The 22,039-nt window shown below is 69.5% G+C and carries 17 protein-coding genes; 6 read left to right on the top strand and 11 right to left on the bottom strand.

Translation table 11 applies throughout. The features are described 5' to 3' along the window. Positions 1-3: 3 nt before the first annotated feature. From AC0IYU_RS16490 to AC0IYU_RS16465, 6 genes are all read right to left on the bottom strand, one after another. Complete coding sequence (locus AC0IYU_RS16490) at positions 4-4,671, bottom strand: type I polyketide synthase (protein ID WP_472118901.1); 4,668 nt, start codon at positions 4,669-4,671, stop codon at positions 4-6. Then, the gene (locus AC0IYU_RS16485) at positions 4,671-9,956 is read right to left on the bottom strand and encodes an amino acid adenylation domain-containing protein (RefSeq protein ID WP_472118899.1); all 5,286 of its coding nucleotides are present in this window, start codon (positions 9,954-9,956) and stop codon (positions 4,671-4,673) included. Before AC0IYU_RS16485 ends, AC0IYU_RS16490 begins: the two co-directional genes overlap by 1 nt. 68 nt (positions 9,957-10,024) lie before the next feature. Beyond that, the gene (locus AC0IYU_RS16480) at positions 10,025-10,711 is read right to left on the bottom strand and encodes a 4'-phosphopantetheinyl transferase family protein (protein WP_472118897.1); all 687 of its coding nucleotides are present in this window, start codon (positions 10,709-10,711) and stop codon (positions 10,025-10,027) included. Next, positions 10,689-11,450 (bottom strand): thioesterase II family protein, encoded by a 762-nt coding sequence (locus tag AC0IYU_RS16475; RefSeq protein WP_472119128.1) that lies wholly within the window; start codon positions 11,448-11,450, stop codon positions 10,689-10,691. The genes AC0IYU_RS16480 and AC0IYU_RS16475 overlap by 23 nt, the downstream gene beginning before the upstream one ends. A 5-nt stretch (positions 11,451-11,455) precedes the next feature. Then, on the bottom strand, positions 11,456-11,707 hold the full coding sequence (locus tag AC0IYU_RS16470; protein WP_472118894.1) for an MbtH family protein: 252 nt from the start codon (positions 11,705-11,707) through the stop codon (positions 11,456-11,458). A gap of 337 nt (positions 11,708-12,044) precedes the next feature. After that, entirely contained in the window at positions 12,045-12,566 is a 522-nt protein-coding gene (locus tag AC0IYU_RS16465) for a sigma-70 family RNA polymerase sigma factor (protein ID WP_472118892.1), read from the bottom strand. 286 nt (positions 12,567-12,852) lie between these two features. Here AC0IYU_RS16465 and AC0IYU_RS16460 point away from each other — a divergent pair, with 286 nt between their 5' ends. Next, on the top strand, positions 12,853-13,683 hold the full coding sequence (locus AC0IYU_RS16460) for a plasmid replication/partition related protein (protein ID WP_472118890.1): 831 nt from the start codon (positions 12,853-12,855) through the stop codon (positions 13,681-13,683). Positions 13,684-13,725: 42 nt separating this feature from the next. Here the strand turns inward: AC0IYU_RS16460 and AC0IYU_RS16455 are convergent, their stop codons facing one another. Beyond that, complete coding sequence (locus tag AC0IYU_RS16455; protein WP_472118888.1) at positions 13,726-14,310, bottom strand: BPSL1445 family SYLF domain-containing lipoprotein; 585 nt, start codon at positions 14,308-14,310, stop codon at positions 13,726-13,728. Positions 14,311-14,711: 401 nt separating this feature from the next. On the opposite strand from AC0IYU_RS16455, the gene AC0IYU_RS16450 reads away from it, so the two are divergent. The 4 genes from AC0IYU_RS16450 to AC0IYU_RS16435 all read left to right on the top strand — a co-directional run bounded on the left by AC0IYU_RS16450 (position 14,712) and on the right by AC0IYU_RS16435 (position 16,856). Then, positions 14,712-15,455 (top strand): hypothetical protein, encoded by a 744-nt coding sequence (locus AC0IYU_RS16450; protein WP_472118885.1) that lies wholly within the window; start codon positions 14,712-14,714, stop codon positions 15,453-15,455. Beyond that, positions 15,452-15,976, top strand: coding sequence for a GTP-binding protein (locus AC0IYU_RS16445; RefSeq protein ID WP_435436338.1), 525 nt, complete (start codon positions 15,452-15,454; stop codon positions 15,974-15,976). The genes AC0IYU_RS16450 and AC0IYU_RS16445 overlap by 4 nt, the downstream gene beginning before the upstream one ends. A gap of 27 nt (positions 15,977-16,003) precedes the next feature. After that, entirely contained in the window at positions 16,004-16,387 is a 384-nt protein-coding gene (locus tag AC0IYU_RS16440; RefSeq protein WP_472118881.1) for a roadblock/LC7 domain-containing protein, read from the top strand. 109 nt (positions 16,388-16,496) lie between these two features. Continuing rightward, positions 16,497-16,856 carry a hypothetical protein gene (locus AC0IYU_RS16435; protein ID WP_435436336.1) on the top strand — a complete coding sequence of 120 codons (360 nt, stop codon included), beginning with the start codon at positions 16,497-16,499 and terminating at the stop codon, positions 16,854-16,856. Positions 16,857-16,888: 32 nt separating this feature from the next. Here AC0IYU_RS16435 and AC0IYU_RS16430 read toward each other — a convergent pair whose 3' ends face one another. From AC0IYU_RS16430 to AC0IYU_RS16415, 4 genes are read right to left on the bottom strand one after another with little or no spacing between them, the layout of a single operon-like run. Continuing rightward, positions 16,889-18,139 carry a dienelactone hydrolase family protein gene (locus AC0IYU_RS16430; protein ID WP_472118878.1) on the bottom strand — a complete coding sequence of 417 codons (1,251 nt, stop codon included), beginning with the start codon at positions 18,137-18,139 and terminating at the stop codon, positions 16,889-16,891. A 44-nt stretch (positions 18,140-18,183) separates the two neighbouring features. After that, complete coding sequence (locus AC0IYU_RS16425) at positions 18,184-18,708, bottom strand: flavin reductase family protein (RefSeq protein WP_472118876.1); 525 nt, start codon at positions 18,706-18,708, stop codon at positions 18,184-18,186. After that, positions 18,705-19,943, bottom strand: a complete 1,239-nt coding sequence (locus tag AC0IYU_RS16420; protein WP_472118872.1) for a styrene monooxygenase/indole monooxygenase family protein — start codon at positions 19,941-19,943, stop codon at positions 18,705-18,707. Before AC0IYU_RS16420 ends, AC0IYU_RS16425 begins: the two co-directional genes overlap by 4 nt. A gap of 16 nt (positions 19,944-19,959) precedes the next feature. Further along, on the bottom strand, positions 19,960-20,751 hold the full coding sequence (locus AC0IYU_RS16415; RefSeq protein ID WP_472118869.1) for an SDR family oxidoreductase: 792 nt from the start codon (positions 20,749-20,751) through the stop codon (positions 19,960-19,962). A 197-nt stretch (positions 20,752-20,948) separates the two neighbouring features. On the opposite strand from AC0IYU_RS16415, the gene AC0IYU_RS16410 reads away from it, so the two are divergent. Next, positions 20,949-21,965, top strand: coding sequence for an AraC family transcriptional regulator (locus AC0IYU_RS16410; protein WP_472118866.1), 1,017 nt, complete (start codon positions 20,949-20,951; stop codon positions 21,963-21,965). Positions 21,966-22,039: the final 74 nt, after the last annotated feature.

The following is a 22,039-nucleotide window of genomic DNA, read 5'->3' as shown; positions in this document are numbered from 1 at the left end:
TCTTCAGACGGTGGCGGACAGGCGGTCCGGTGCGGCATCAGTGGGGTCGGCGGGGTCGGCGGGGTCGGCGGGGCCGTTGCCCTCGATCTCTTCGATCAGCCGCGTCTCGACCAGCAAGGCCAGGTCGGCGACGGTGGGCGCCTTGAAAAATGCGGCGGGGTGCAGTTCGATCTCGTAGGCCTTGCGCACGCGCGCCAGGATCTGGATGGCCAGCAGCGAGTCGCCGCCCAGCTCGAACAGGTTGTCATGCACGCCGACGGCGGCAATGCCCAGCATGTCTTGCCACACGTCGGCGAGGCCGGCTTCCAGCTCGCCTTCGGGGGCGACGTAAGCCGTGGCCAGCGCGGGGCGCGGGTGGTTGCGGCGCGATTCGCGCGACAGGCGCGTGGCGTGGGCCAGCGGGCCGTTCTCGATCAGTTCGAGCATGCCGCTGTCGAGCTCGCCCAGGCGCTGCGCGAGGTCGGTCGTCGAGATCAGCACCTGCGCGTGCGCCGGTCCGTTGACGATGCGTTCCAGCGCCAGCGCGCCCTCGGGGCCGCTCATGCCCACGCCTTCGGGCAGCACCATGCCCGCGGCCATGCCCAGGTCGCGCCAGGCGTCCCAGTTGACCGAGATGACGGGGCAGCCGGCGCCGCGTCTTGCCTGCGCGGCCAGTGCGTCGAGGTAGGCGTTGGCCGCGGCGTAGTCGCTCTTGCCAAGGCCGCCGGCCATGCTGGAGATGGACGAACACAAGAGCACGAAATCGGGTGCGTCGTCGCGCACGGCCGCCAGCAGCGCCTGCGTGCCGCGCAGCTTGGGCGCGAACACGGCGTCGACCAGGGCGCGCGTGCGCTGGCCGATCATGCCGCTGCTGGCATGGCCCGCCGCGTGAATCACGCCGTGGATGGCGCCGAAGCGCGCGCGGGCTTGCGCGGTGGCGGCCTGCATCTGCGCGGCATCGGCCACGTCGGCGCAGAGCACGAGCACTTCGCCGCCCAGCGCTTCGAGCTCGATCAGCTGCAGCAGCTTCCGGCGCAAGGCTGCGGGCTGCTCGGGCGCGGCGGCCTGCGCCTCCCACGCGCCGCGCTCGGGCAGCGGCGTGCGACCGAGCAGCACCAGCTTCGCCTGCCACGCCTGCGCCAGGTGGCGCGCCACCGACAGGCCCACGCCGCCGAAGCCGCCGGTGACCAGGTACACGCCCTGCGTGCGAAAGCGCTGGTGCGGTCCTTCGCCGCGCGCCGGCAGGGCCAGCGGCTCGTAGGCCTTCACCCAGCGGTGCGGCCCGCGGTACGCCACCAGCGGCTCGCTGCCGCGGGGTGGCGGGTCGGCCGCCAGTTGCCGCACCAGCCACGCCTCGGCGTCGCTGCCGGCCACGGGCAGCACCACGTCGACGACGCGGCAGTCGATGTGCGGGTACTCCTGCCCGATCACCTTGGCCAGGCTGAACAGCGTGGCTTTCTCGGGGCACAGGGGCTCCAGGCCCGTGACGTCCTCCATCTGGGTGGCAACGACCTGCAGGGCCAGCGCGCGCTCGCTGCCGGCCGTGGTGCCGTCCAGCGCCTGCGCCAGGGCCAGCAGGCTGAAGAAGCCGCGCTCCAGCACGTCGGCGGACTGCGCAGGCGGCGCCAGTTCGTCGTCCACGCCCCACAGATGAAAGACCCTGGAGACGGGGCCCAGCTCGGCCTGCACCTTGCGCAGCACCTGCGCATGGTCGGCGCGCTCGCCGGGGCGCACAGCGTAGTGGCGCGGGCTGATCTCGACGAAGGCCGGGCCCTGCTCCACCCACACCACGGGGTGCGCGTCGGCGCCCTGGTGCAGATGGGAAATCAGCCGGTCGGTGAGGCTGCGCGTTTCGCCGAAGACCAGCGTGCAGGTGCCTGCGGGCGCCGGGCTGCGCTGCGCGCGCTGCGGCTCGGTGCGCGTCCAGGTCGGCACGTAGAAGGCGTTGGCCGCCGCGCCTTCGGCCACTGGCGCGGCGCGCTCGAAGCGGCCCGCCTCCACCCAGTACGACTGCCGCTGGAACGGGTAGCTCGGCAACGGCACCTGCCGGCGCGGCTGGCCCGCGCGGCAGGCGGCCCAGTCGATGTCGACGCCGGAGCACCAGAGCGCGCCGGTCGCGCTGGCCAGTTGCCGCGCATTGCGCGCCTGCTGCTGCGGATGCGCCTGGCTCGCCCAGATGCCCGCGGCCGACGCGGCCAGCGGATGCTGCCGCGCCAGGCCGGCCAGTGTTTCGCCGGGACCGACCTCGAGCAGCACGCGCCCGGCCGTGCCGAGCAGCGCGGACAACCCATCGGCGAAGCGCACCGTGCTGCGCAGGTGCAGGCCCCAGTACACCGGATCCACCGCCTGCTCCGCCGTGATCGGCAGGCCCGTGACGTTGGAGATGAACGCGATGCGCGGCGCATGGCGCGCAACCGACGCCACCATTTGCTGCAGTTCGGCCACGATCGATTCGGTCATGGCGGAGTGCGACGCGATGGCGACGTGCAGGCGGCGCGGCATGAGGCCGCGCGCGAACAGCTGCTGCTCGGCCGCCTCGATGGCCTGCAGCGGACCGGCGAGCACGCACAGCTGTTCGCCGTTGATGGCGGCGATGTCGCAGCCGGCGGCCAGGAAAGGCGCGAGCCCGGCTTCGGTCAGCGCGACGGCCGTCATGGCACCGGCGGGCATCGACTGCATGAGGCGCCCACGCGCGGTGACGATGCGCAGCGCGTCCTCCAGGCTGAACACGCCGGCCAGGCAGGCGGCCACGTACTCGCCGAGGCTGTGGCCCAGCATGACGGTGGGCTGCACGCCGCGCGCCATCCACGCACGGCCCATCGCGTACTCGACGATGAAGAGTGCGGGCTGGGTGTACTCGATGCACGAGAGCTTCTGGTCCGCCGCGGCTTCCGCGCCGGCCGCGGGGTAGATCAGCTGGCGCAGGTCCATGCCCACCGTGTCGTTCAGCAGCGCGCAGCAGCGGTCGACCTCGCAGCGGAACACCGGGTCGTCGCGGTACAGCGCGGCGCCCATGTTCGCGTGCTGCGTGCCGCCGCCGGGGAACAGGAAGGCGACCTCGGGGGCGGCGGCGGGTGCGCGAAGCACCTGCTCGAAGCCGCTCTCGGGCGCGAGCAGCGCCTGCGCGGCCAGCCCATGGCTGTCGGCGACCACCGCGGCGCGCAACGCCATCGGGCGGCGGCCGCTTTGCAGCGTGTGCGCGATGTCGGCCAGCGGCTGGTCGGCCGAGGCTTCGAGATGGCGGCCCAGTTGCTGCCCGGCCTCCTGCAGCGCGGCAGCATTGCGCGCCGACAGCGGCAGCACCTGCCAGCCGGACGGCTGCGCTGCGGCGGGCCTGGCGGCCGGCGCCTCTTCGAGCACCACATGCACATTCGTGCCGCCGATGCCGAACGAGCTGACACCGGCGCGGCGCGGCGTGGCACCGGCGGGCCAGGGCTTCGTCGTGGCGTTGACGTAGAACGGGCTGCCTGCGAAATCGATCTGCGGGTTGGGCCGCTCGAAATGCAGGCTGGCCGGCAGCGTGCGGTGCTTCAGCGCCATCACCGTCTTGATGAGCCCGGCGACGCCGGCGGCCGCGTCGAGGTGGCCGATGTTGGTCTTCACCGAGCCGACGGCGCAGTGCTTTGCGCCCCCGGCGCCGGCCTGGAAGGCCTGCGTGAGCGCCGCCAGCTCGATGGGGTCGCCCAGCACCGTGCCCGTGCCGTGCGCCTCGATGTAGCCGATGGACTCGGCGCCCACACCGGCAATCAGCTGGGCCGCGCGAATCACCTCGGCCTGCCCGTTCACGCTGGGCGCGGTGAAGCCGACCTTGTCGGCGCCGTCGTTGTTGGCGGCGCTGCCCTTGATGACGGCGTGGATGGTGTCGCCGTCGCGCAGCGCGTCGTCCAGGCGCTTGAGCACCACCAGGCCGGCGCCGCTGCCGATGACCGTGCCCGCGGCCTTTTCGTCGAAGGCGCGGCAGTGGCCGTCGGGCGAAAGGATGGCGCCCTGCTGATACAGGTAGCCGCCGTCCTGCAGCAGGTTGAGCCACACGCCGCCGGCCAGCGCCATGTCGCAGTCGTAGCCCAGCAGCGCCTGGCAGGCGGTGTGCACCGCGGCGAGCGAGGTCGAGCAGGCGGTCTGCACCGTGACGGCCGGGCCGCGCAGGTTCAGCTTGTAGGCCACGCGCGTGCACAGCGAGCCGCCGGAGTTGCCGCTCATGAGGCCCAGCAGGTCGGCAATGCCCCGCCCGTCGCCCAGGCCGAAGGCGGGCAGCAGGTGGCGCATGAGGTACAGGTTGGGGCCCTCGCCCGCGTACACGCCGACCTTGCCCGGCCACGTGTGCGCGTCGCAGCCCGCGTGCTCCAGCGCGGCCCAGGCGCACTCCAGGAAGATGCGCTGCTGCGGGTCGAGGTACTCGGCCTCGCGCGGCGAATAGCCGAAGAAGCCGGCGTCGAACTGGTCGAATCCCTTGAACTGCGTGCCGGCCTTCACGTACGCGAGGTCGTCGAGCAGTTCCTGCGACACGCCCTGCGCACGCAGTTGCGCGTCGGTGAAGCCGGCCACGGACTCCACGCCGTCACGGACGTTGCGCCACAGCGCGTCGACGTCGTCGGCGCCGGGGAAGCGGCCGGCCATGCCGACGATGGCGATCTCGATGCCGGTGGTGGCGCCGACGGTGGACGGTTCGGTGGGGGCGTCGAGGGTGTGCATCAGTTGACTCTTTCCGCGGCGTTGCGGCGTTGAAGCAAGGCGGCGCGCTGGCGCAGCGCGCGGTCGTCACCGGCCGCGGTCGACACGGCGGGTGCGGCGGCGCCACGCGCCATCCACTGGGCGAGCGAACCGACCGTGGGGTACTTGAAAAGCTGCACCAGCGGCAGCGTGGTGCGCAGCCTGTCTTCCAGCAGGCGGTGCACGCGGACCACCAGCAGCGAATGCCCGCCGAGGTCGAAGAAGTTGTCGTGGATGCCGACCTTGTCCATCTGCAGGACTTCGGCCCAGATGGCGGCGACGGTTTCCGCGATGTGGCCCTGGGGGGCTTCGTAGGGTTTGTCGCTGGTGACGGTGGCGGCGGGGAGCGCCTTGCGGTCTACCTTGCCGTTGGCGTTCAGGGGCAATGCGTCGAGCACCATGATCACGCTGGGGACCATGTAGTCGGGCAATGATTCTCCGAGGCGCTCGCGCAGCGTCGCAGTGTCGATGGCTTGCCCTGAGACGTAGGCCACGAGCCTTGCGCCGGATGGGCCTTCGTTGGCTACGACGACTGCTTCACGCACTTCGGGTTGGGACTGCAGTTGCGCTTCGATCTCCCCCAGCTCGATGCGGAATCCCCGCACCTTCACCTGGTGGTCGATGCGGCCCAGGTACTCCAGCTGGCCTTCGTTGTTCCAGCGCACGAGGTCACCCGTGCGGTACAGCCTGTTTCCGCTTTCTGTTGCGATGAACCGCTCGGCAGTCAGGCCCGCCCGCTTCAGGTAGCCCCGTGCGAGGTTGATGCCGCCCAGGTACAGCTCGCCAGCCACGCCTGCCGGTACTTCGTTCAAGCTCTCGTCGAGGACATGCGCTTGTGTGTCGCTGATCGGCCGGCCTATCGGCACCTGGGTGCTGCCGTCATCTCGGCACGTCCACTGGGTGACGTGGATCGTGGTTTCCGTCGGCCCGTACAGGTTCTGCAAGGTCGCGCCGCTCAGGCGTTGAAGCGCCTCCTTCTGCGTGGCAGCCGCCATCGCCTCTCCGCCGCAGATGATGTGCTTGAGCCTGGTCGTGGCTTCGATGCCCTCATAGGCCAGGAAGGCTTGCAGCATCGAGGGCACGAAGTTCAGCGTCGTGATCTGGTGCTTCTGGATCAGTTCGACCAGGCGAACCGGGTCGCGGTGATCTCCGGGGTTGGCAATGACCAGCCTTGCACCGGAAGTCAGCGGCCAGAACATCTCCCACACCGACACGTCGAAGCCGAAGGGCGCCTTGTGCAGGACGGTGTCGGCGCCTTCCAGCGTGTAGAACTCCTGCATCCAGGCCATGCAGCTGAACAGCGCTTGCTGCCTGATGGCCGCGCCCTTGGGACGGCCTGTGGAGCCCGAGGTGTAGATGACGTAGGCGAGGTGTTCGCCGTGCAGGTTGACCTGCGGATTGGCATCCGACTCGGACGACGTATCGAGCGTGTCGAGTTCCAGCACCCGAAGCGCTTCGGCACTGGGAATCAGCGAGCGCAAGCTGCTCTGGGTCAGCAGCAACGCAATGCCGCTGTCCTCGACCATGTAAGCCAGCCGGTCCGCCGGGTAGTCGGGATCGAGCGGAACGTAGGCCCCACCGGCCTTCAGCACCGCAAGGATGCCCACCATCATCTCGGTGGAGCGTTCCACGCAGATACCGACCAGCACATCGGGGCCTACGCCCAAGGCAACCAGGCGATGTGCCAGCCGGTTCGCACGCGCATTGAGTTCCGAGTAACTCAGCGCCTCGTCACCGAAGACCAGCGCAGGTGCAGAAGGCTGCAACTTCGCATGCGCCTCGATCTGCCGGTGCACGGGCTGCGCGCCCTCGTGACGGCGATTGTTCTCGCTCCAAGCCGTCAGCTGCGCGCGTTCGGGCGCACTCACCAGCGCCACATCGCCCACCGCCAGTTCGGGCTGAACAGCCAGCGCCCCCAGCACCGCCAGGTAGTGCCCCGCCATCCGCTCGATCGTCTCCCTGTCGAACAACTCGGCCGCATAGACGAAGTCCACCGTCAACTGCCCACCCGGCGTCTCGCGCGCTTCGAGCACCAGCTCGAACTGCGCCTCGCCATCGGGCAATGCGTGATGCGCCACCTCGAGCCCCGGCAGTTGCGCCAGCGCCCGGTAGTCCTCGACCAGGTGGTTGAACATCACCTGGAACAACGGGCTCTGGCCCAGGCTGCGCTGCGGCTGCAGGGCCTCGACCAATTGTTCGAACGGCAGGTCCTGGTGCGTCTGCGCGCCGAGCACGGCTTCCCTGGCCTGCTTCACGACCTCCGACAGGCGCATGCGCGCGCCGACCCGGTTGCGCAACACCAGCGTGTTGACGAAGAAGCCGATGACACTTTCAGCCTCGACCCGGCCGCGGTTCGCCACCGGTGCGCCGACGCGAATGTCTTCCTGCCCGGTGCAGCGGTGCAGCAGCGCCTGGAAGCCGGCCAGCAGCACCATGAAGAGCGTCGCACCCTCGCTCGCGGCCGACCGGCGCAAGCCGTTCAGCAGGGCCGCGGGCACCTCGACGCTGTGCCGCGCCGCGCGGTAGCCGATGCGCGCGGTGCGCGGGTGGTCGGTCGCCAGCGCCAGCACGGGATGGTCTTCACCGAGTTGCGTGCGCCACCACGCCAGCTGCCGCGCGCCCTCGCCGCCAGCCAGCCAGGCGCGCTGCCATGCCGCGTGGTCGACGTACTGGATGCGCGCGCCCGCATGGCGCTGCATGTCGCCCCGCAGCCGCGCGGCATAGCCGGCCGCGAGCTCGTCGAGCAGCAGTTGCATCGACGCGCTGTCCGACACGATGTGGTGCATCACCACCACCAGCAGGTGCACGGCATCCGAAAGGCGCAGCAGCGCCACGCGCACGAGCGGGCCCTGCGTCAGGTCGAAGGGTGTGGCGTGCAGGCGCTGCACTTCCTCGTCGGCGCGCGCTTCGCGCTCTTCGAGCGCGAGGTGGCGCAGGTCGACGAGGTTCAGCAGCGGCGCCCACGACGGGCTGACCAGTTGCCCGGCCTCGCCGTCGGCGCCGGCCAGGAACACCGTGCGCAGCGACTCGTGGCGCGCGGCCAGGTCTTCGAAGGCCGCATGCATCGCGGCGGCATCGAGGGCACCCGAAAGGCGCAGCGCGCCGCTCATGTGGTACGCCGTGCTGTGCGGCGCGAGCTTCCACAGGAACCACTGGCGCGCCTGTGCGTGCGACAGCGGCAGGGGCCGCAGCCGCTGCTCGGCCGACAGCGGCTCGATGGGCGCCAGCGCGAGCACCTGGCGCGGATGGTCCTTGCGGCTGCGCACGATGTCGGCGCAGGCGCTCAGCCGGGGCTGCTCGAAGAGGTCGCGCAGGTCGAACGCGATGTTCCAGCACCGCGCGATGCGCGCACACGCCTGAACGCCGGCCAGCGAATTTCCACCCGAGGTGAAGAAGTGCGCGTCGGGCAGCAGCGCACGTTCTTCGGGCCACTTGAGCACTTGCTTCCAGATGCCGGCGACCGATTGCGCGACCTCGTCGAGCACCGGCGCTTCCGACGGGCCCGAAGCGCTGCCGCCGAGCGTGAAGCCGCCGTGCTCGTGGATCGCATAGGCGTCCAGGCTGCGCGCCGCGAGGCCCGCGCGGCAGGCCTGGCGCTGCAGCTTGCCACTGGAGGTCTTGGGCAGCGCGCCCGGGTTCAGCAGCACGATGGCGGCCGGCGCTTCGCCGAACACCTCGCTCACAGCCGCGCCCAGCGCATCGACGAGCACGTGCGGCGGCACCAGCTTCTGCATGCTGCGCGACACCTCGGCCGCCACGCCGATGCCTTCGCCCTGCAAACCCGCCACCGCGAACGCGGCCACGCGGCCCTTGCGCACGGCTTCCACCTCGGCCTCGACGGTGCGCTCGATGTCCTGCGGATAGATGTTGTGGCCGCGCACGATGATCAGGTCCTTGATGCGGCCCGTCACATAGAGCTGCCCCGCATGCTGGAAGCCCAGGTCGCCGGTGCGCAGCCAGCGGCGGCCTTCATGCGCGACGAAGGTCTGCTGCGTTTCCTCGGGCTTGCCCCAGTAGCCGGCGCAGATGCTCGGTCCGCCGGCCCAGATTTCGCCGACGCTGCCGTCGTCCAGCGCGGCGAGCGAAGCGGGGTCGGTGATGCGCACCGCGTGCCCGGCGGGCACGGCCCCGCAGCCCACCAGTGGCATGCCGTCCGCACTTTCCACGCCCTGCCCCCTGGCCAGCGCATCGGCGGAGAAAGCAGGCGCGACCAGCCCGCCGCCGCGCCGTCCACCGGTGACGAACAGCGTCGCCTCGGCCAGGCCGTAGCAGGGGTACACGGCGCCGGGATCGAAACCCGCGGGCGCGAAGCGTTCGATGAATTCGGCTTCGGTGTCCGCGCGCACGGGCTCGGCGCCGGTGTAGGCCACGCGCCACGACGACAGGTCGAGCCCCGCGAGCCGCGCGCCCTTCACGCGGTCCAGGCACAGTCGGTAGGCGAAGTCGGGGCCGCCGCTGAGCGTGGCGCGGTGGCGCGAGATGAGCTCGAGCCAGCGCACCGGGCTTTCGAGGAAGTAGCGCGGCGAGGCCAGCACCAGCGCAATGCCGCTGTACAGCGGCTGCAGGAGGCCGCCGATCAAGCCCATGTCGTGGTACAGCGGCGCCCACGAGACGAACTTGTCGCCGGGCCCGATGCCCATGCCGTCGCGGATGGCGCGCTCGTTGGCCATGAGGTTGCCGTGCGTCACGATCACACCCTTGGGCGCGGAGGTCGAGCCCGAGGTGTACTGCAGGAACGCCGGGTCGTCGCTCGCGGGCGAGAACGGCGTCCATGACGCTGCGAGCGCGATGTCCACCGTGTCGACCGCGACCATCGACGCCTGCGCGAACGACGCCGAAGCGTCCGCCATCGAGGCGAGCATCGACGCGGAGGTGAGCACGCAGCGGGCCTGCGAATCGAGCGCAATGCCTGCCAGGCGCGCCAGGTGCTGAGGCCGCATGGATTCGGGCGGAAACACGGGGACCGCGATCACGCCGGCATGGAAGCACGCGAGCATGCTCACGGCGTAGTGGTCGTCGTTGTCGAGCATGACGAGCGCGCGCTCGCCCTTGGCGAACTGCTGCTGCAGGCGGGCCGCCAGCGCGCGCACGCGCGCAGAGAACGCGGCGTAGGTCACCTGCTTCTCCACGCAGGCGCCGTCGGCTTCGCCCACCACCGTGAGCCAGACTTCGTCGGGCCGGGCCTGCGCCAGCGCCTGCAGGTGCGCCACGAAGTTCGCGGACGCCGGATGCCCCTCGTTCGGTGTTGTTGTCGGCGTGCGTGCCATCTCGCTCACTCCATGTCCATTGAAAAAAAGGCAAAGGTCGCAACCGGCGCAGCGCCGGCTGCTTTTGCTCATCCGGGTGCCCTGGCACGCCATGCCAATGCGGCGGCATAGCCGTCGGGGGCCGGCACCGCCATGGCGCTGAAGGCGGCCCACCCGGGCACGCCGGACGCGACGGCCAGGCCACCGTCGGCCTGCGGCTGAATGCCCACGCACAGCAGGTGCTCGGGCACGCCCACCCCCACGGCCTTCAACAAGGCTTCCTTGCCGACCCAGCGCGTGTAAAGCGCACGAAGCGGGTCTTGCGCCTCGCGCACTTCGCGCGACTCCTGCGCGGTGAAAGCCATCTCGAGAATGGCCTCGGTGTCGACGTCGTCGCGGCAGTGCTCGATGTCGATGCCCACCTCGGCCACCTCGCGCACGTCGGCCACGACGATCAGCGCGTGGCCGCCCGAATGGGACACGTTGAACAGCGGCATCTCGCCGGCCGCATCGACGAAGGGCTTGCCGTGCACGCCGGGCGACAGCGGCACCTCGGCGGCGCCGCAACCGATGCAGCGCGCCAGCAGCCGGCGGGCGGCGGCGCGGGTGGCGGCGAAGCGCACGCGGTCGGCGCGCCGAACGAAACGGCAGGCGCGTTCGCGCTCGGCCAGCGTCAGCACGGCCCATTCGTCGCAGTCGTCGCGAGTCAGGTCGAAATCCAGGCGATGCACCTCCATGCCCCCCGGCAAGGCGTCATGCCAGGGCATGAGGCGCATGCCGCCCTCCAGCCACGGCCGCGGCCTGCGCCTGGGCTTGGACCCGGGCCAGGCGCCGCGTCAGGGCGTCGAGAAACGCCGCTTCATGCTGGCGCAGGAAGAAGTGGCCGCCGTCGAACCAGTCGAGCGTGAACGCGCCGCCCGCATGCGCCGACCAGGCCTCGATGCGCTGCGCGTCGATGTCGTCCTGGCGGCCCGCGAAGACGTGCAGGGGCATCGGCAAGGGCGCTTCGGCCGTGTAGCTGAAGCTCTCGCAGACGCGGTAGTCGGCGCCCAGCGTGTCGAGGGTCATGCGCATCAGCTCGGCGCTGGCAAACACCTCTTCGGGCGTGCCGCCCTGCTTGCGCAGGTCGGCGGTGAGCGCGGCGTCGTCGTGCGTGTCGGGCAGCCGGGCGGGGTCGCGCTGCGACGGCGCCGGACTGCCCGAGGCGAGCAGCGCGCGCGGCAACGGCCGGCCCAGCGCGCGCAACCGCTGGGCGACGCCGCAGGCCAGCAAGGCGCCCATGCTGTGGCCGAAGAGCACGAAGCCGCCCTGCATGGCCCGCGCCTGCTCGACGCAGATGCGTTCGACCTGCGCATCGAAGTTCTCGACGAAGGGCTCGCCCATGCGCGCGCCGCGGCCCGGCAGCTCGACGGGCACGACCTCGATCCATCGCGGCAGCAGGCGCCGCCAGCGCAGGTACATGGACGCGCTGGCGCCCGCGCACGGCAGGCACAGCAGCGAGACGCTCGCCGGCATGGCCATCAGAGCACGGCGGTGGTTGCGAAGGGCGCGGCTTCCTGCGCCGCCATCCAGTCGCGCAGCGACTTGGGGCGCATGTCGGTCCAGTTCTTTTCCACGTAGTCGAGCGCGGTCTTCTTGTCGCCCTTGACGCCGTCGACGGCCTTCCAGCCGCTGGGCACGGCCTTCCAGTGGGGCCAGATGGAGTACTGGTCTTCGTGGTTGACCAGAACGATGAAGGTTTCGTCTTCGCGGTCGAAGCAGCTGGTAGACATGGTGCGTGGCCTTGTGCGGTGGATCTGGGAAGCGCTCGCGCCACGGGCCGGCGGCCGGTGGCAGCGTTTGCTGCGCTCCTGATCAACATGACGGTCCGGACGCGAATCTGTTCACCGCCGCGATGCGCACCGAAGGCGGTGCGCGCGACGATCAGTCGTCGTCGCCGGGCGCGGGGTCGCCCTGGGTCTTGCGGCTTTGCTTCCAGGCCTCGACGTCGATGCGCGTGGGCACCAGGCCCGCGAGCAGCAGAAGGCGCGCGGCCTTGTCGTAGGCCTTGCGATGGGCGGGGTCGGCAAGACACCCGAAGGCCGGTCCGGCGTCGGCCGGGAATTCGCGTCAGTCCTCGATCAGGTGGTGCATGGCGCCGATGGCCTCGTCGGCCTCGGCGATCAGGCGGTTCACCAGGCCGAGCGCACAGCCGAGCTGGACCGCGATGTCGCGCTGCGTGAGGCCCTCGAGCCGATAGAGCTGGAAGGCCACCCGCGTTCGTGCCGGAAGCTGCGACAGCACCTGGTCGATGAGCCCGACAACCTGGCGGTCGCGCATCAGGCGGTCCGGCGAGGCCGGGCCGGGCACGTCCAGCGTCTCGATGTCGACGTCGAAGGTGCGGTAGGTGGCTTCCAGCGACTGGCGGCGGCAGTGGTCGAGCGCCAGGTTGCGCACCACCTGGCAGCAATAGCCCATGGGCTTGTCGACCTTGCGGTCGCAGGCGCCGTCGGCAATGCGCAGGTAGGCGTCCTGCACGACGTCGTCGGCCAGGTCGGTGGTGCGCACGATCCTGCGGGCAACGTGCAGCAACTGCGCGCGGTTGGCGACGAAGACATCTCCCAGCGATGACTCGGACGAAAGTGACAGCATCTTTGAACAACTCCAGATGAGGGGATCGGGCGTCGAATGTGGAAACGGCGTGCGCGAGGCACGCCGCCGGAGATGCAGCCCGTCCTGTTCCGGTGCACGGGCTGCATGAAGTAAATAAGAATCATTACTATTTGAAAAAGGAATGACACCTCGGATTTGCGATGTCTCCCTACTCCCATAGACGTTTCGCCGCCCCAAACAGAGACACCCGACCGGCGCCGCGCCGCCCGCTCGCCGCGCCCCTCTAGAATCTTGCCCCTTTGCCTGCTGCGCCCCCCGCCCCCTCATGAACATCGTCGTCAACGAAGAACTCAAAGCCTATATCGACCCCCTGACGCCGGAGGAATACGAATCGCTGGAACGCAGCATCCTGGCCGAAGGATGCCGCGACGCGCTGGTGCTGTGGGGCGACGTGCTGGTGGACGGCCACAACCGCTACGGCATCTGCCAGAAGCACGGCCTGCCGTTCCAGACGGTGCAGAACACGCGCTTCAAGTCGATCGACGACGTGCACCTGTGGATGATCGACCAGCACCTGGGCCGGCGCAGCATCTCGGACTTCCTGCGCGGCGTGCTCGCGCTGCGAAAGAAGGACATCGTCGACCAGCAACGCTCTCGCACCATGGCCGAGCCGGCTGTTGCCAGCGACCCGAACGACCCGCCGTTCGACGTCGATCCGCCCGCCGACGACGCCGCCCCTGCAATGCCTCCGCAAGCCCCGCTGAGCAGCCGCGAAGCCATTGCGCGCGCCGCACGCCTGAGCAGCAACCAGGTCGGCATGATCGAAAAGATCCAGAAGCAGGCCGCGCCAGAGCTCGTGGCGGCGGTGAAGTCGGGCGTGATCTCGATCAACACCGCGGCCGCGGTGGCCTCGTTGCCGGCCGACGAGCAGGTGTCGGCCGCGAACGCCGGCAAGGACGAGCTGAAGCAGGCCGCCAAGCGCGTGCGCGATTCGAAGAAGAAGCCGCGCGAGGAGTCGACCGAAGCAGGCTCCGGCGAAGCGCAGGCCAAGCCCGACACCGTCCAGGCGCTCGAGCAGCGCGTGGCCGAACTCACGGCCGAAAACGCGAGCCTGCGCGCAAAAGTGGCCGAGCTGCAAGCGCAACTCGGCCACTGAAAACCCCTTGCCCGCGCCGCGGTACGGGCAGGTGTTTGCCTCTTAAAGCTGGATTTCGCTGATCTTCGCGCCCGACAGCGACACGCCGGCCTCCAGGCCGACGTTGGTCATCACGAAGCCCACCACCGGCTGGCGCAGCGTGTTGGTGTCGATGCTGCCGTTGGCGCCGAGGGTGGCGAGCGCCACAGTGGCGTCGGCGCCGGCCGTCCAGCCCTTGCTGTTGCGGAACTTGTCCAGCGCCGCCTGCGTGGTGAACAGGTAGACCACCGCCTTCGACTGCGCGCCGGCCTGGAAGCCCACCGATCCTGCGGTGGTGCTGTAGTAGGACTGCGTGCGCCCGTTCACGCGCAAGGCACCGCGGCCGTATTCCGCGCCCACGCCCAGGCTGCCGCCGACCACGGCCGGAAACACCAGCACGCCACTCGAACGGGCGACCAGTTCGCGCGAACCCTTCACGGACTCGTAGAGCTTCGACAGGGTGGCATCGGTCTGGGCGTCGATCGAGGCGCGGGACGACACGCTGCTGGACTGGTCGCCCGGGCGCGTGGTGGTGCAACCCACGAAGGCCAGGCTGCAGGCGACCATGGCGGAAGAAAGCGCAAACGTGCGGAAGTTGATGGTTTTCATGGCGAAATCCTTTGCAGAAAACGTGAATTGACGAGGAAATATTTGTCGTTGTCTGCCTTCTTCGGCAGATGCATTCCATCGTAATTCCGCGCAAACAGGGTATTCCGAGCTTTGGGTGTCGGCCTACGCGAAGTGGCGGTGTTGGCGAAAACGCCATCATGCCCGCGTTGCCGCAGCGCAAAATTCGTCTGTAATCTAGTGTTTTTAATTGAAACAGCTGTTATATTTTTAAGTTACAAACGGTAATAAATCCTTAGTTCTCACTTGATTTGCGCCCTGCGCCGACAGGTGAAAAATTCCAGCCACGGGAGCCTCAAGTTGCAATCACGACGGCATTTGCGCCTCCACTGCCTGCCTCGGGTTTCACGCGGCACTGCTTGCCGCAGGCCGGCGCACAGGGCATGAGCACCGCCGCCCACTCCGTCGTCAAGGGTCAGCGCGCCCTGCTGAGCTTCAGCGTCGAAGGGCTGCCGCCCCGCGAAGAGCTGCTATTCAAGTCGCTCGTTCGCCTGCTGGACCACCGAACCCACCAGCACTGGGCATGGCGAGCCGACCAGGCCGATCTCCGGGTCGTCGGCCAGGACGCCCCTACTGACCCCAACGCCCCGCCCCACGCCGTGCCCGTGCTGGCCGTCGGCCAGGCTGATGCGCCGCGCGGCGGGCATTTCCTGGCGCTGCCGCTGCATGCCGAAGCGCTGGAAAGAACGCTCAACCAACTGGGTGCGATGGTCGTTCACGCCCGCGAGCTCGGTCTGGCGGCGGCCGATGCGGCGCCGGCGGACGACGAGGAATTCCGCCTGCTGCGCTGGCCGCCGGTCGCCCTGCTCGAAACGCCGCACCGCATTCGCCTGGCCACGCTCATGACCGGACAGCCGACGTCGCTCGGCGTGCTGCGCCAGCGCTCGGGCCTCGCGGCGCAAGACTGCCTCGCGTTCATCGCCGACCTGCGCCGCAGCGGCCTGCTCGCGAACGTCAGCGAGGTTGCCCAGGTTTCACAGGCGGCACAGGTGGCCCAGCACCCCTCCGATGCCCCACGGCCCGCGGCCGCGGGGCCCGCCACGCCGCTGGCGCGTGCCCCCGTGCAACCCGGCCTGCTGGCCCGCATCCGCAGCCGGCTCGGCCTGCTGCCGGCAGGGCACCCATGACTGTCGAGCACAAGATCCTCTTCACCGGCACCATGGGCGCCGGCAAGACCACCGCCATCGGCGCGGTGAGCGAGATCCCGCCGGTCAGCACCGACGTGCGCAACAGCGACACCTCGGTCGCCAAGGCCACCACCACCGTCGGGCTCGACTACGGCGAACTCACGCTCGACAACGGCGAGAAGCTGCGCCTGTACGGCACGCCCGGGCAGATGCGCTTCGACTTCATGTGGCGCATCCTGGCGCGCGGCGCGCTCGGCGTGGTGGTGCTGATCGACAACAGCCGCCCCGACCCGCTGGCCGACCTGGACGTGTACCTCGACGGCTTTGCCGAACTCATCGCGCAGACCGCCTGCGTGGTGGCGGTAGGGCGCATGGAGGCGCACCCGCAGCCGGACATCGACGCCTATGCCCGGCGCATGCAGGCCAGGGGCGTGCTGTGCCCGGTGCTCGCGGCCAACGTGACCGACCCACGGCAAGTCGTCCAGCTGCTGGAACTGCTCCTGCTCCAGCTCGAGGCCTGAACCCCTCCCCTTCATTCCAGGGCAGCCATGAACATTTCTCCCCGCATCAAGCTCGCCGCCGAAGCCGCCATCGACACGCTCATGCGCGAGATCAAGGGCGTGAAGGCGGTGGTCATCTCGACCGAGGACGGCCTGGAGCTGGCCGCGCGCGTGGAGAACACGGCGCAGGTCTCGCGGCTCTCGGCCATTGCCAGCTCGCTTGCCGCCCTGGGCGCGGTGGCCGGCGAGGAAAGCGGCCTGGGCCACTGCGACAACGTGAGCATCGAGGCCGCGCACGGCCACATCCTGATGCTGCAAGCGCGCCACCCCGAGGTGACACTGATCGTGAGCGTGGTCGCCGGCAAGGAAGCCATCATCGGCCAGGTCCTCTACTTCGCGAAGCAGGCCACGCTGTCGCTGCAGCAGGCCTGAGACGGCGCATGGCCGTCACCTGACCGGCATCGGTTCGACACCGGCAGCCGCCCACCCTTCGCCCGGGTGGCTGCCGACTTTCAGGGGCGAGGGACTACGAAAGGTTTCGATGGCAAACATCAAGCAATCCATGGACGACCTGATGACCTGCGACGGCGCCATGTGCGCCGCGCTGGTCGATTCGGGCAGCGGCATGATCCTGGGGCAGATCGGGTCTGGCGTGGACCTCGAAGTGGCGGCCGCAGGCAACACCGAGGTGGTTCGCGCCAAGCTGCGCACCATGCGCGACCTGGGCCTGAACGACGTGATCGAAGACCTCCTCATCACACTGGGCAAGCAGTACCACATCATCCGCCCGATGCAGAAGAAGGAAGGCCTGTTCGTCTACCTCGTGCTGGACAAGGCCAAGTCGAACCTGGCCATGGCGCGCCGCAAGACGCTGGACGTCGAGCAGAACCTGGCGGTCTGAGCCGCCCTGCCGCACTCCACGTCAGCGGCGGCTCAGACCTGGCCGCCGCGCGGCTGCATCAGCGTGTTCGACGGCAGCGTCTCGTCGAGCAGCTTGCGCGCCGTCTCGATGCCCGCCACCGGCAGCAACTTGGCATCGAGCAGCCCCACCTGCACCAGCACGCTGGCCTGGTCCCAGTAGATGTGCTCGTGGTAGAGCTTGTCGCCGCGGAACTTGATGACCGCCAGCAGCGGCACTTCCACGCGCTTGCCGGTGGGTGCCACGCCCGGCAGCATCCACGGGATCTCGGTGGTGTGGGTGAAGGAGAACAGCATCTCGTCGACCACCTGCGTGGCGCCCACCGTGCGCGAGATCGGCACCAGCGCGGTGTCGGGAGGGTTGCTGTTGACGAAGTGGTTCGTATAGAACGCGTGCAGGTCCTTGTAGCCCACGCCGCCGGTCATGGTGGGGATGTGGTTGACGTAGGGCTCGGCCACCATGGTGCCCATGGTGTCGTCGACGTTGCGGGTGCCGAACTCGTACTCGCAGTGCTTGTCCCACAGCGCCGACAGGTCGTAGTGCGGGCCGATGGCGCCCTTCAGCGTGGCAATGCTGCGCTCGTGCGCCATCAGTGCCGAGGGCTTGTGAAAGTGCTCGCCGCCGGTGCGCGCGAAGGCATGGTCCATGCCGGGGTACACGTACAGCGACACACCCGGGCGGCCCTTGAGCGTGGCGACGATGCGCTCGCGTGCTTCGGGTGGGCAGAACTTGTCGAGCTCGGCGACGTGCAGCGTCAGCGGGCACTTGATCTTGTCGGCCTCGTCCAGCGCGGCGTCGATGCCCACGCCGTAGTAGCCGACCGCGGCGTCCGCGTCGGTGCGGCAGGCGGCCAGGTAGGCCAGCTTGCCTCCGAGGCAGAAGCCGAGCACGCCGACCTTGCTTTCAGGCACTTCGGCGCGGGCGCGCAGCGTGTCGATGGCGCTCTGCATGTCCTGCATGCCCTTGGCTTCGTCGAAGCCGCCGTAGAGCGCGAAGGCGCGCTGCCAGTCGGCTTCGCTGTAGCCGAGCTCCACGCCGGGCTCCTGGCGCCAGAACAGGTCGGGCACCAGCACCACGTAGCCTTCCTCGGCGTAGTAGTCGGCCACCTCGCGCATGGTGTGGTTCACGCCGAAGATTTCCTGCGCGATCACCAGGCCCGGGCCACTGCCCGCGCGGGGCAAGGCCAGGTAGGCACTGAAGCTGCCGCTGCCGTCGGCGGCCTCGATGCGGATGCGCTGTCCGTGGGCCGTTGTCTGTTCCTGCATGGGGTGTTCTCCGATCGATGGATTGAAAGTGCTCGTCAGCGTTCTCACTGGGCGCATTCCGGATGCCGGGTCGTCACCTGGTAGCAGCCCGAGTGAAACACCAGCGGCTCGCCGTCGAAGCGATCGTAGCGCTCGACCTCTCCGATGAAGATCAGGTGGTCGCCGCCGTCGTACTGCTTCACGTTGCGGCACACGAACCGCGCGATGGCCCCGTTCAGCAGCGGCACGCCGGCCGTGCCGTCGCAGCAGTCCACACCGTCGAACTTGTCGGGCCGCGGTGTGGAGAACTGGCGCGACAGGTGGTGCTGGTGCGCCGCCAGCACGTTGATCGCGAAGTGGCTCGCCCCGGTGAAGTCTGCCACGCTGGGCGCGTGGCGCGCAAGGCTCCACAGCACCAGCGGCGGCTCCAGCGAGACCGACGAGAACGAGTTGGCCGTCATGCCCACGCGGCGGCCGTCGCTCGCGCGCGTGGTGACGACCGTGACGCCGGTGCTGAACCGGCCCAGCGCCTTGCGGAAGTCCTGCCGGTCGAATCGGTCGGGCGCGGCGATGGTGCTTGCGCGCGTCATGCGGCCTCGGCCCAGGTCTCGATGTAGCGGTCGGCCTCGACGGGGTCGGCGAACCACGGGAAGAAGGTGCGCGGATCGTCGAAGCCGTTGGCAATGGCGCTGGCCAGCGGCGGCACCGCGCCCGCCGTGCCCAGCAGCTTGAGCACGTGGTCCGGCGGCGGCATGAGCAGCATGTTGGTCCACTGCGTGACCCATTGCGAATAGCCGAACCAGTAGCGGTCGAAGGTCTGCTGCATCCATGCGGCATCGCCCGTGCCATCGCCGCGCGCGACGATGCTCTTGAGGTACACGTCGGCGCACTTGGCCGCGTTGTTCGAGCCCTGCCCGGTGATGGGGTCGTTGAGCACCACCACGTCGGCCAGCCCCAGCACCTTGCGGCCCGAGGGCAGCGTGGCCACGGGCTTGCGCACCGTGGGCGCGAAGCGGCCCGCGAGGATGCCGTTGTCGTCGGTGAGTTCGATGTCGCGGCAGCGCTCGGCCTCCCACGGCACGAAGGTGTCGAGCACCCACTTGCTGCGCGCCAGGTGCTCCTGCGGTGTCCTCACGTCGGCCCAGCAGTCCATGGGGCCGCCGGGCACGCCTTCGAACACCATGATCTCGCACGGGCCGGAGGTGGTCAGCGCCGGGAACACGAAGTACTCGCCCACGCCCGGAATCAGGTTGAAGCTCACGCGCGAGAAGGGCTCGGCGGGCTTCATGCCCTTCACGTAGGTGAGCGCGAGCGCGCGCTGCGGCGCGTCGAAGCGCGACTTGTGCGCATCGCGTTCGAAGAGCTTAGAGATCTCGCCCTTTCCGCTCGCCACCAGCGTGAGGTCGTGGCTGAGGGTGCAGGCCTCCAGCTCGTCGATGCCCGCGTCCTTGAACACCAGCTCGCCGCCCTTGCGCTGGAACTCGGCCATCCACGCCGGGATCTTCACGCGCTGGTCGACCGACTGCGCGCTCGAATGCAGCCGCGCGGCCCAGTCGATGGCCTTGGCGCCCCTCTGCTCGGGGTGCGGCACGGCCAGGCCGATGCCGTCCACCGTGGGGCATTCATTGGCCCAGTGGTCCAGCCCCAGGTCGCGCTCGATCTGCAGCGAGGTGTGGAACATGCACTGGCTCGACATCACCTTGCCGCGGCGGATGTCTTCCCCCGTGCGGTTGCTGAACATCGTGACCTCGTAGCCCGCGCCCAGCAGCCCGAGTCCCAGTTGCAGGCCCGACTGGCCCGCGCCGACGATAGCGATACGTTTCATTGCCTTGGCTCCTTGATCAGTCCATCAATTGGGGAATGGCCGGGACGGCCTGCTCGGGGCCCATGGCGGAGTAGCCGCCGTCCACCGCGTAGTCCGCGCCGGTCACGAAGCTCGCGTGCTCCGAGCACAGGAACAGCACCACTTGCGCCACCTCGTCGGGGTTGCCGACGCGCCCGAGCAGATGGAAAGGCGCGGCCACGCGGTCGGTCTTGGCGCGGTCGCCGCCGCTCAACTTGTCCATCACGGCGGACCACGTCCAACCCGGCGAGACGCTGTTCACGCGGATGCGGTCGGGGGCAAGGTCCATCGCCATGTTGCGCGTGAGCTGCGCCATGGCGGCCTTGCTGACCGGGTACAGCCAGCGCCCCGTCTGCGCCACGCGCGACGAGATGCTCGTGAAATTGACCACCGCACCGCCGCCGGCGGCCACCATGTGCGGATGCACCGCCTGCAGCATGGCCACGGCGCTCGCGACATTCACGTTGAACGAGGTGAGCCAGTCGGCGCGCGGCGACTTGAAGCCGTCGTCCACGTACGAGCAGGCAAGGTTCACCAGGAAGTGCACGCCGCCATGGTGTTGCACCGCCTGCGCCACGCAGGCCTCGACCTGCGCGTCGTCGGTGATGTCGGTGCGCACGAAGCGCACGCCGGCGCCAAGGGCATCGGCCAGCGGCTGGCCGTTGGCTTCGTCGATGTCGGCGACGACAACCTTCACGCCGGCAGCGTGCAAGGCCCGCACCACGCCGGTGCCTATCAATGTGGCGCCGCCGGTGACGATGGCGCTCCTGCCTTCGAGTCCCTTGAACATGGGCTTGGCTCTCCTGGGTAGTGAACAGTGGGCTGCAGGCCGGGGCGGCCTGTAGGACGTACGTTAGGCGCGCCGGGGCGGTTGCAGCATCCCGCAAGCGCAGGCGATGTCCCTGGCGCGCAGGTTTCTGCCGAGGGGCGATCCGAATTGTGGGCAGGGATGGTTTTTGCTACGGTGACCCCAACCCACAGTCCCCCATGGAAACCGCCGCCATCACCCCAAGGCTGCCACTGCAGCGCTATCGCCTGTTCGAGAGCCACGACATGGACGAGGCGCGCGAGAGCGTGGCGCGGGTGTTTTGCCCGCACGGCCTGACCATGCTGCAGCCCCGCACCGAACTCGATGCCTGCCACCACAGCGCGCAGCTGCATCGGGACGTGAGCCTCAACTACGTGCAGTACGGCCCCGGCGTGCAGATCGACCCGGGCTACCTGCAGGACTTCTTCCTGTTGCAGATTCCGTTGCGCGGCGGCGCCAGCATCCGCTGCGGCGGCCAGCAGATCGACGCCACGCCCAGGCTGGCCTCGCTGCCCTCGCCCACCGAGCCGCTGTCGATGCGCTGGGCCGACGACAGCCCGCACCTCATCGTGCGGCTCGCACGCGCGGCGCTGCTCTCGCGGCTCGAGTCGCTGCTGCAGGCGCCGGTGAAGCAGGCGCTGGTGTTCGAGCTGGGCGTGCCGCTGGACAACCCCGCGCTCGCCCCGCTGGTGCATTTCATCGACTACCTGCGGCTCACGCTGGACGCCGGCAATGCGCTGCACGCCGGCGGCCGCCTCGCCGAGCATGCCGAGGAGTACCTCATGTCGAGCCTGCTGATGTCGGCGGGCCACAACCATTCGCGTGCGCTGGCGGGCGACACGCAGCGCCAGCTGCTGCCGCGCGTGGTGCGCAAGGCGCAGGAGTACATGGCAGCGCACGCCGAGCAGCCGCTGTCGCTGGCCGACGTCTGCGGCGAGATCGGGTGCAGTGCGCGCGCGCTGCAGCTCGCGTTTCGCCAGCACGCGGACCAGGGGCCGATGGAGTTCCTGCGCGAACTGCGGCTCGACCGCGTGCGCGAAGAACTGAAGGCCTCGGCGCGCCTGCCAGGCACGGGGGTTCGCGAAGTGGCGCAGAAATACGGCTTTCTGCACCTGGGGCACTTCGCGGCGCAATACCGCGCACGCTTCGGCGAACGGCCTTCGGAGACGCGCGAGCGGCTGGCTCCGGGCCACTGACCCGCCGCGCGGGGCGAGCGCTCGCCACGCAATGTTGGCGCAATGCCGGTTCGTAGCATCGCGCGTCTGGCGCG

Source organism: Variovorax sp. AC103, assembly GCF_979254005.1.
Note: the sequence above shows the minus strand (reverse complement) of the source record. Positions and strands in the feature narration are given on the sequence as shown.

Bases quoted from the DNA above. Each gene is read 5' to 3' on its own strand.
- AC0IYU_RS16435 (WP_435436336.1), top strand. From the start codon at position 16,497: ATGGCAAACATCAAGCAATCCATGGACGACCTGATGACCTGCGACGGC.
- AC0IYU_RS16410 (WP_472118866.1), top strand. From the start codon at position 20,949: ATGGAAACCGCCGCCATCACCCCAAGGCTGCCACTGCAGCGCTATCGC.
- AC0IYU_RS16445 (WP_435436338.1), top strand. From the start codon at position 15,452: ATGACTGTCGAGCACAAGATCCTCTTCACCGGCACCATGGGCGCCGGC.
- AC0IYU_RS16415 (WP_472118869.1), bottom strand. From the start codon at position 20,751: ATGTTCAAGGGACTCGAAGGCAGGAGCGCCATCGTCACCGGCGGCGCC.
- AC0IYU_RS16480 (WP_472118897.1), bottom strand. From the start codon at position 10,711: ATGCGCCTCATGCCCTGGCATGACGCCTTGCCGGGGGGCATGGAGGTG.
- AC0IYU_RS16475 (WP_472119128.1), bottom strand. From the start codon at position 11,450: ATGCCGGCGAGCGTCTCGCTGCTGTGCCTGCCGTGCGCGGGCGCCAGC.
- AC0IYU_RS16485 (WP_472118899.1), bottom strand. From the start codon at position 9,956: ATGGCACGCACGCCGACAACAACACCGAACGAGGGGCATCCGGCGTCC.
- AC0IYU_RS16470 (WP_472118894.1), bottom strand. From the start codon at position 11,707: ATGTCTACCAGCTGCTTCGACCGCGAAGACGAAACCTTCATCGTTCTG.
- AC0IYU_RS16490 (WP_472118901.1), bottom strand. From the start codon at position 4,671: ATGCACACCCTCGACGCCCCCACCGAACCGTCCACCGTCGGCGCCACC.
- AC0IYU_RS16465 (WP_472118892.1), bottom strand. From the start codon at position 12,566: ATGCTGTCACTTTCGTCCGAGTCATCGCTGGGAGATGTCTTCGTCGCC.
- AC0IYU_RS16430 (WP_472118878.1), bottom strand. From the start codon at position 18,139: ATGCAGGAACAGACAACGGCCCACGGACAGCGCATCCGCATCGAGGCC.
- AC0IYU_RS16440 (WP_472118881.1), top strand. From the start codon at position 16,004: ATGAACATTTCTCCCCGCATCAAGCTCGCCGCCGAAGCCGCCATCGAC.
- AC0IYU_RS16425 (WP_472118876.1), bottom strand. From the start codon at position 18,708: ATGACGCGCGCAAGCACCATCGCCGCGCCCGACCGATTCGACCGGCAG.
- AC0IYU_RS16455 (WP_472118888.1), bottom strand. From the start codon at position 14,310: ATGAAAACCATCAACTTCCGCACGTTTGCGCTTTCTTCCGCCATGGTC.
- AC0IYU_RS16420 (WP_472118872.1), bottom strand. From the start codon at position 19,943: ATGAAACGTATCGCTATCGTCGGCGCGGGCCAGTCGGGCCTGCAACTG.
- AC0IYU_RS16450 (WP_472118885.1), top strand. From the start codon at position 14,712: ATGAGCACCGCCGCCCACTCCGTCGTCAAGGGTCAGCGCGCCCTGCTG.
- AC0IYU_RS16460 (WP_472118890.1), top strand. From the start codon at position 12,853: ATGAACATCGTCGTCAACGAAGAACTCAAAGCCTATATCGACCCCCTG.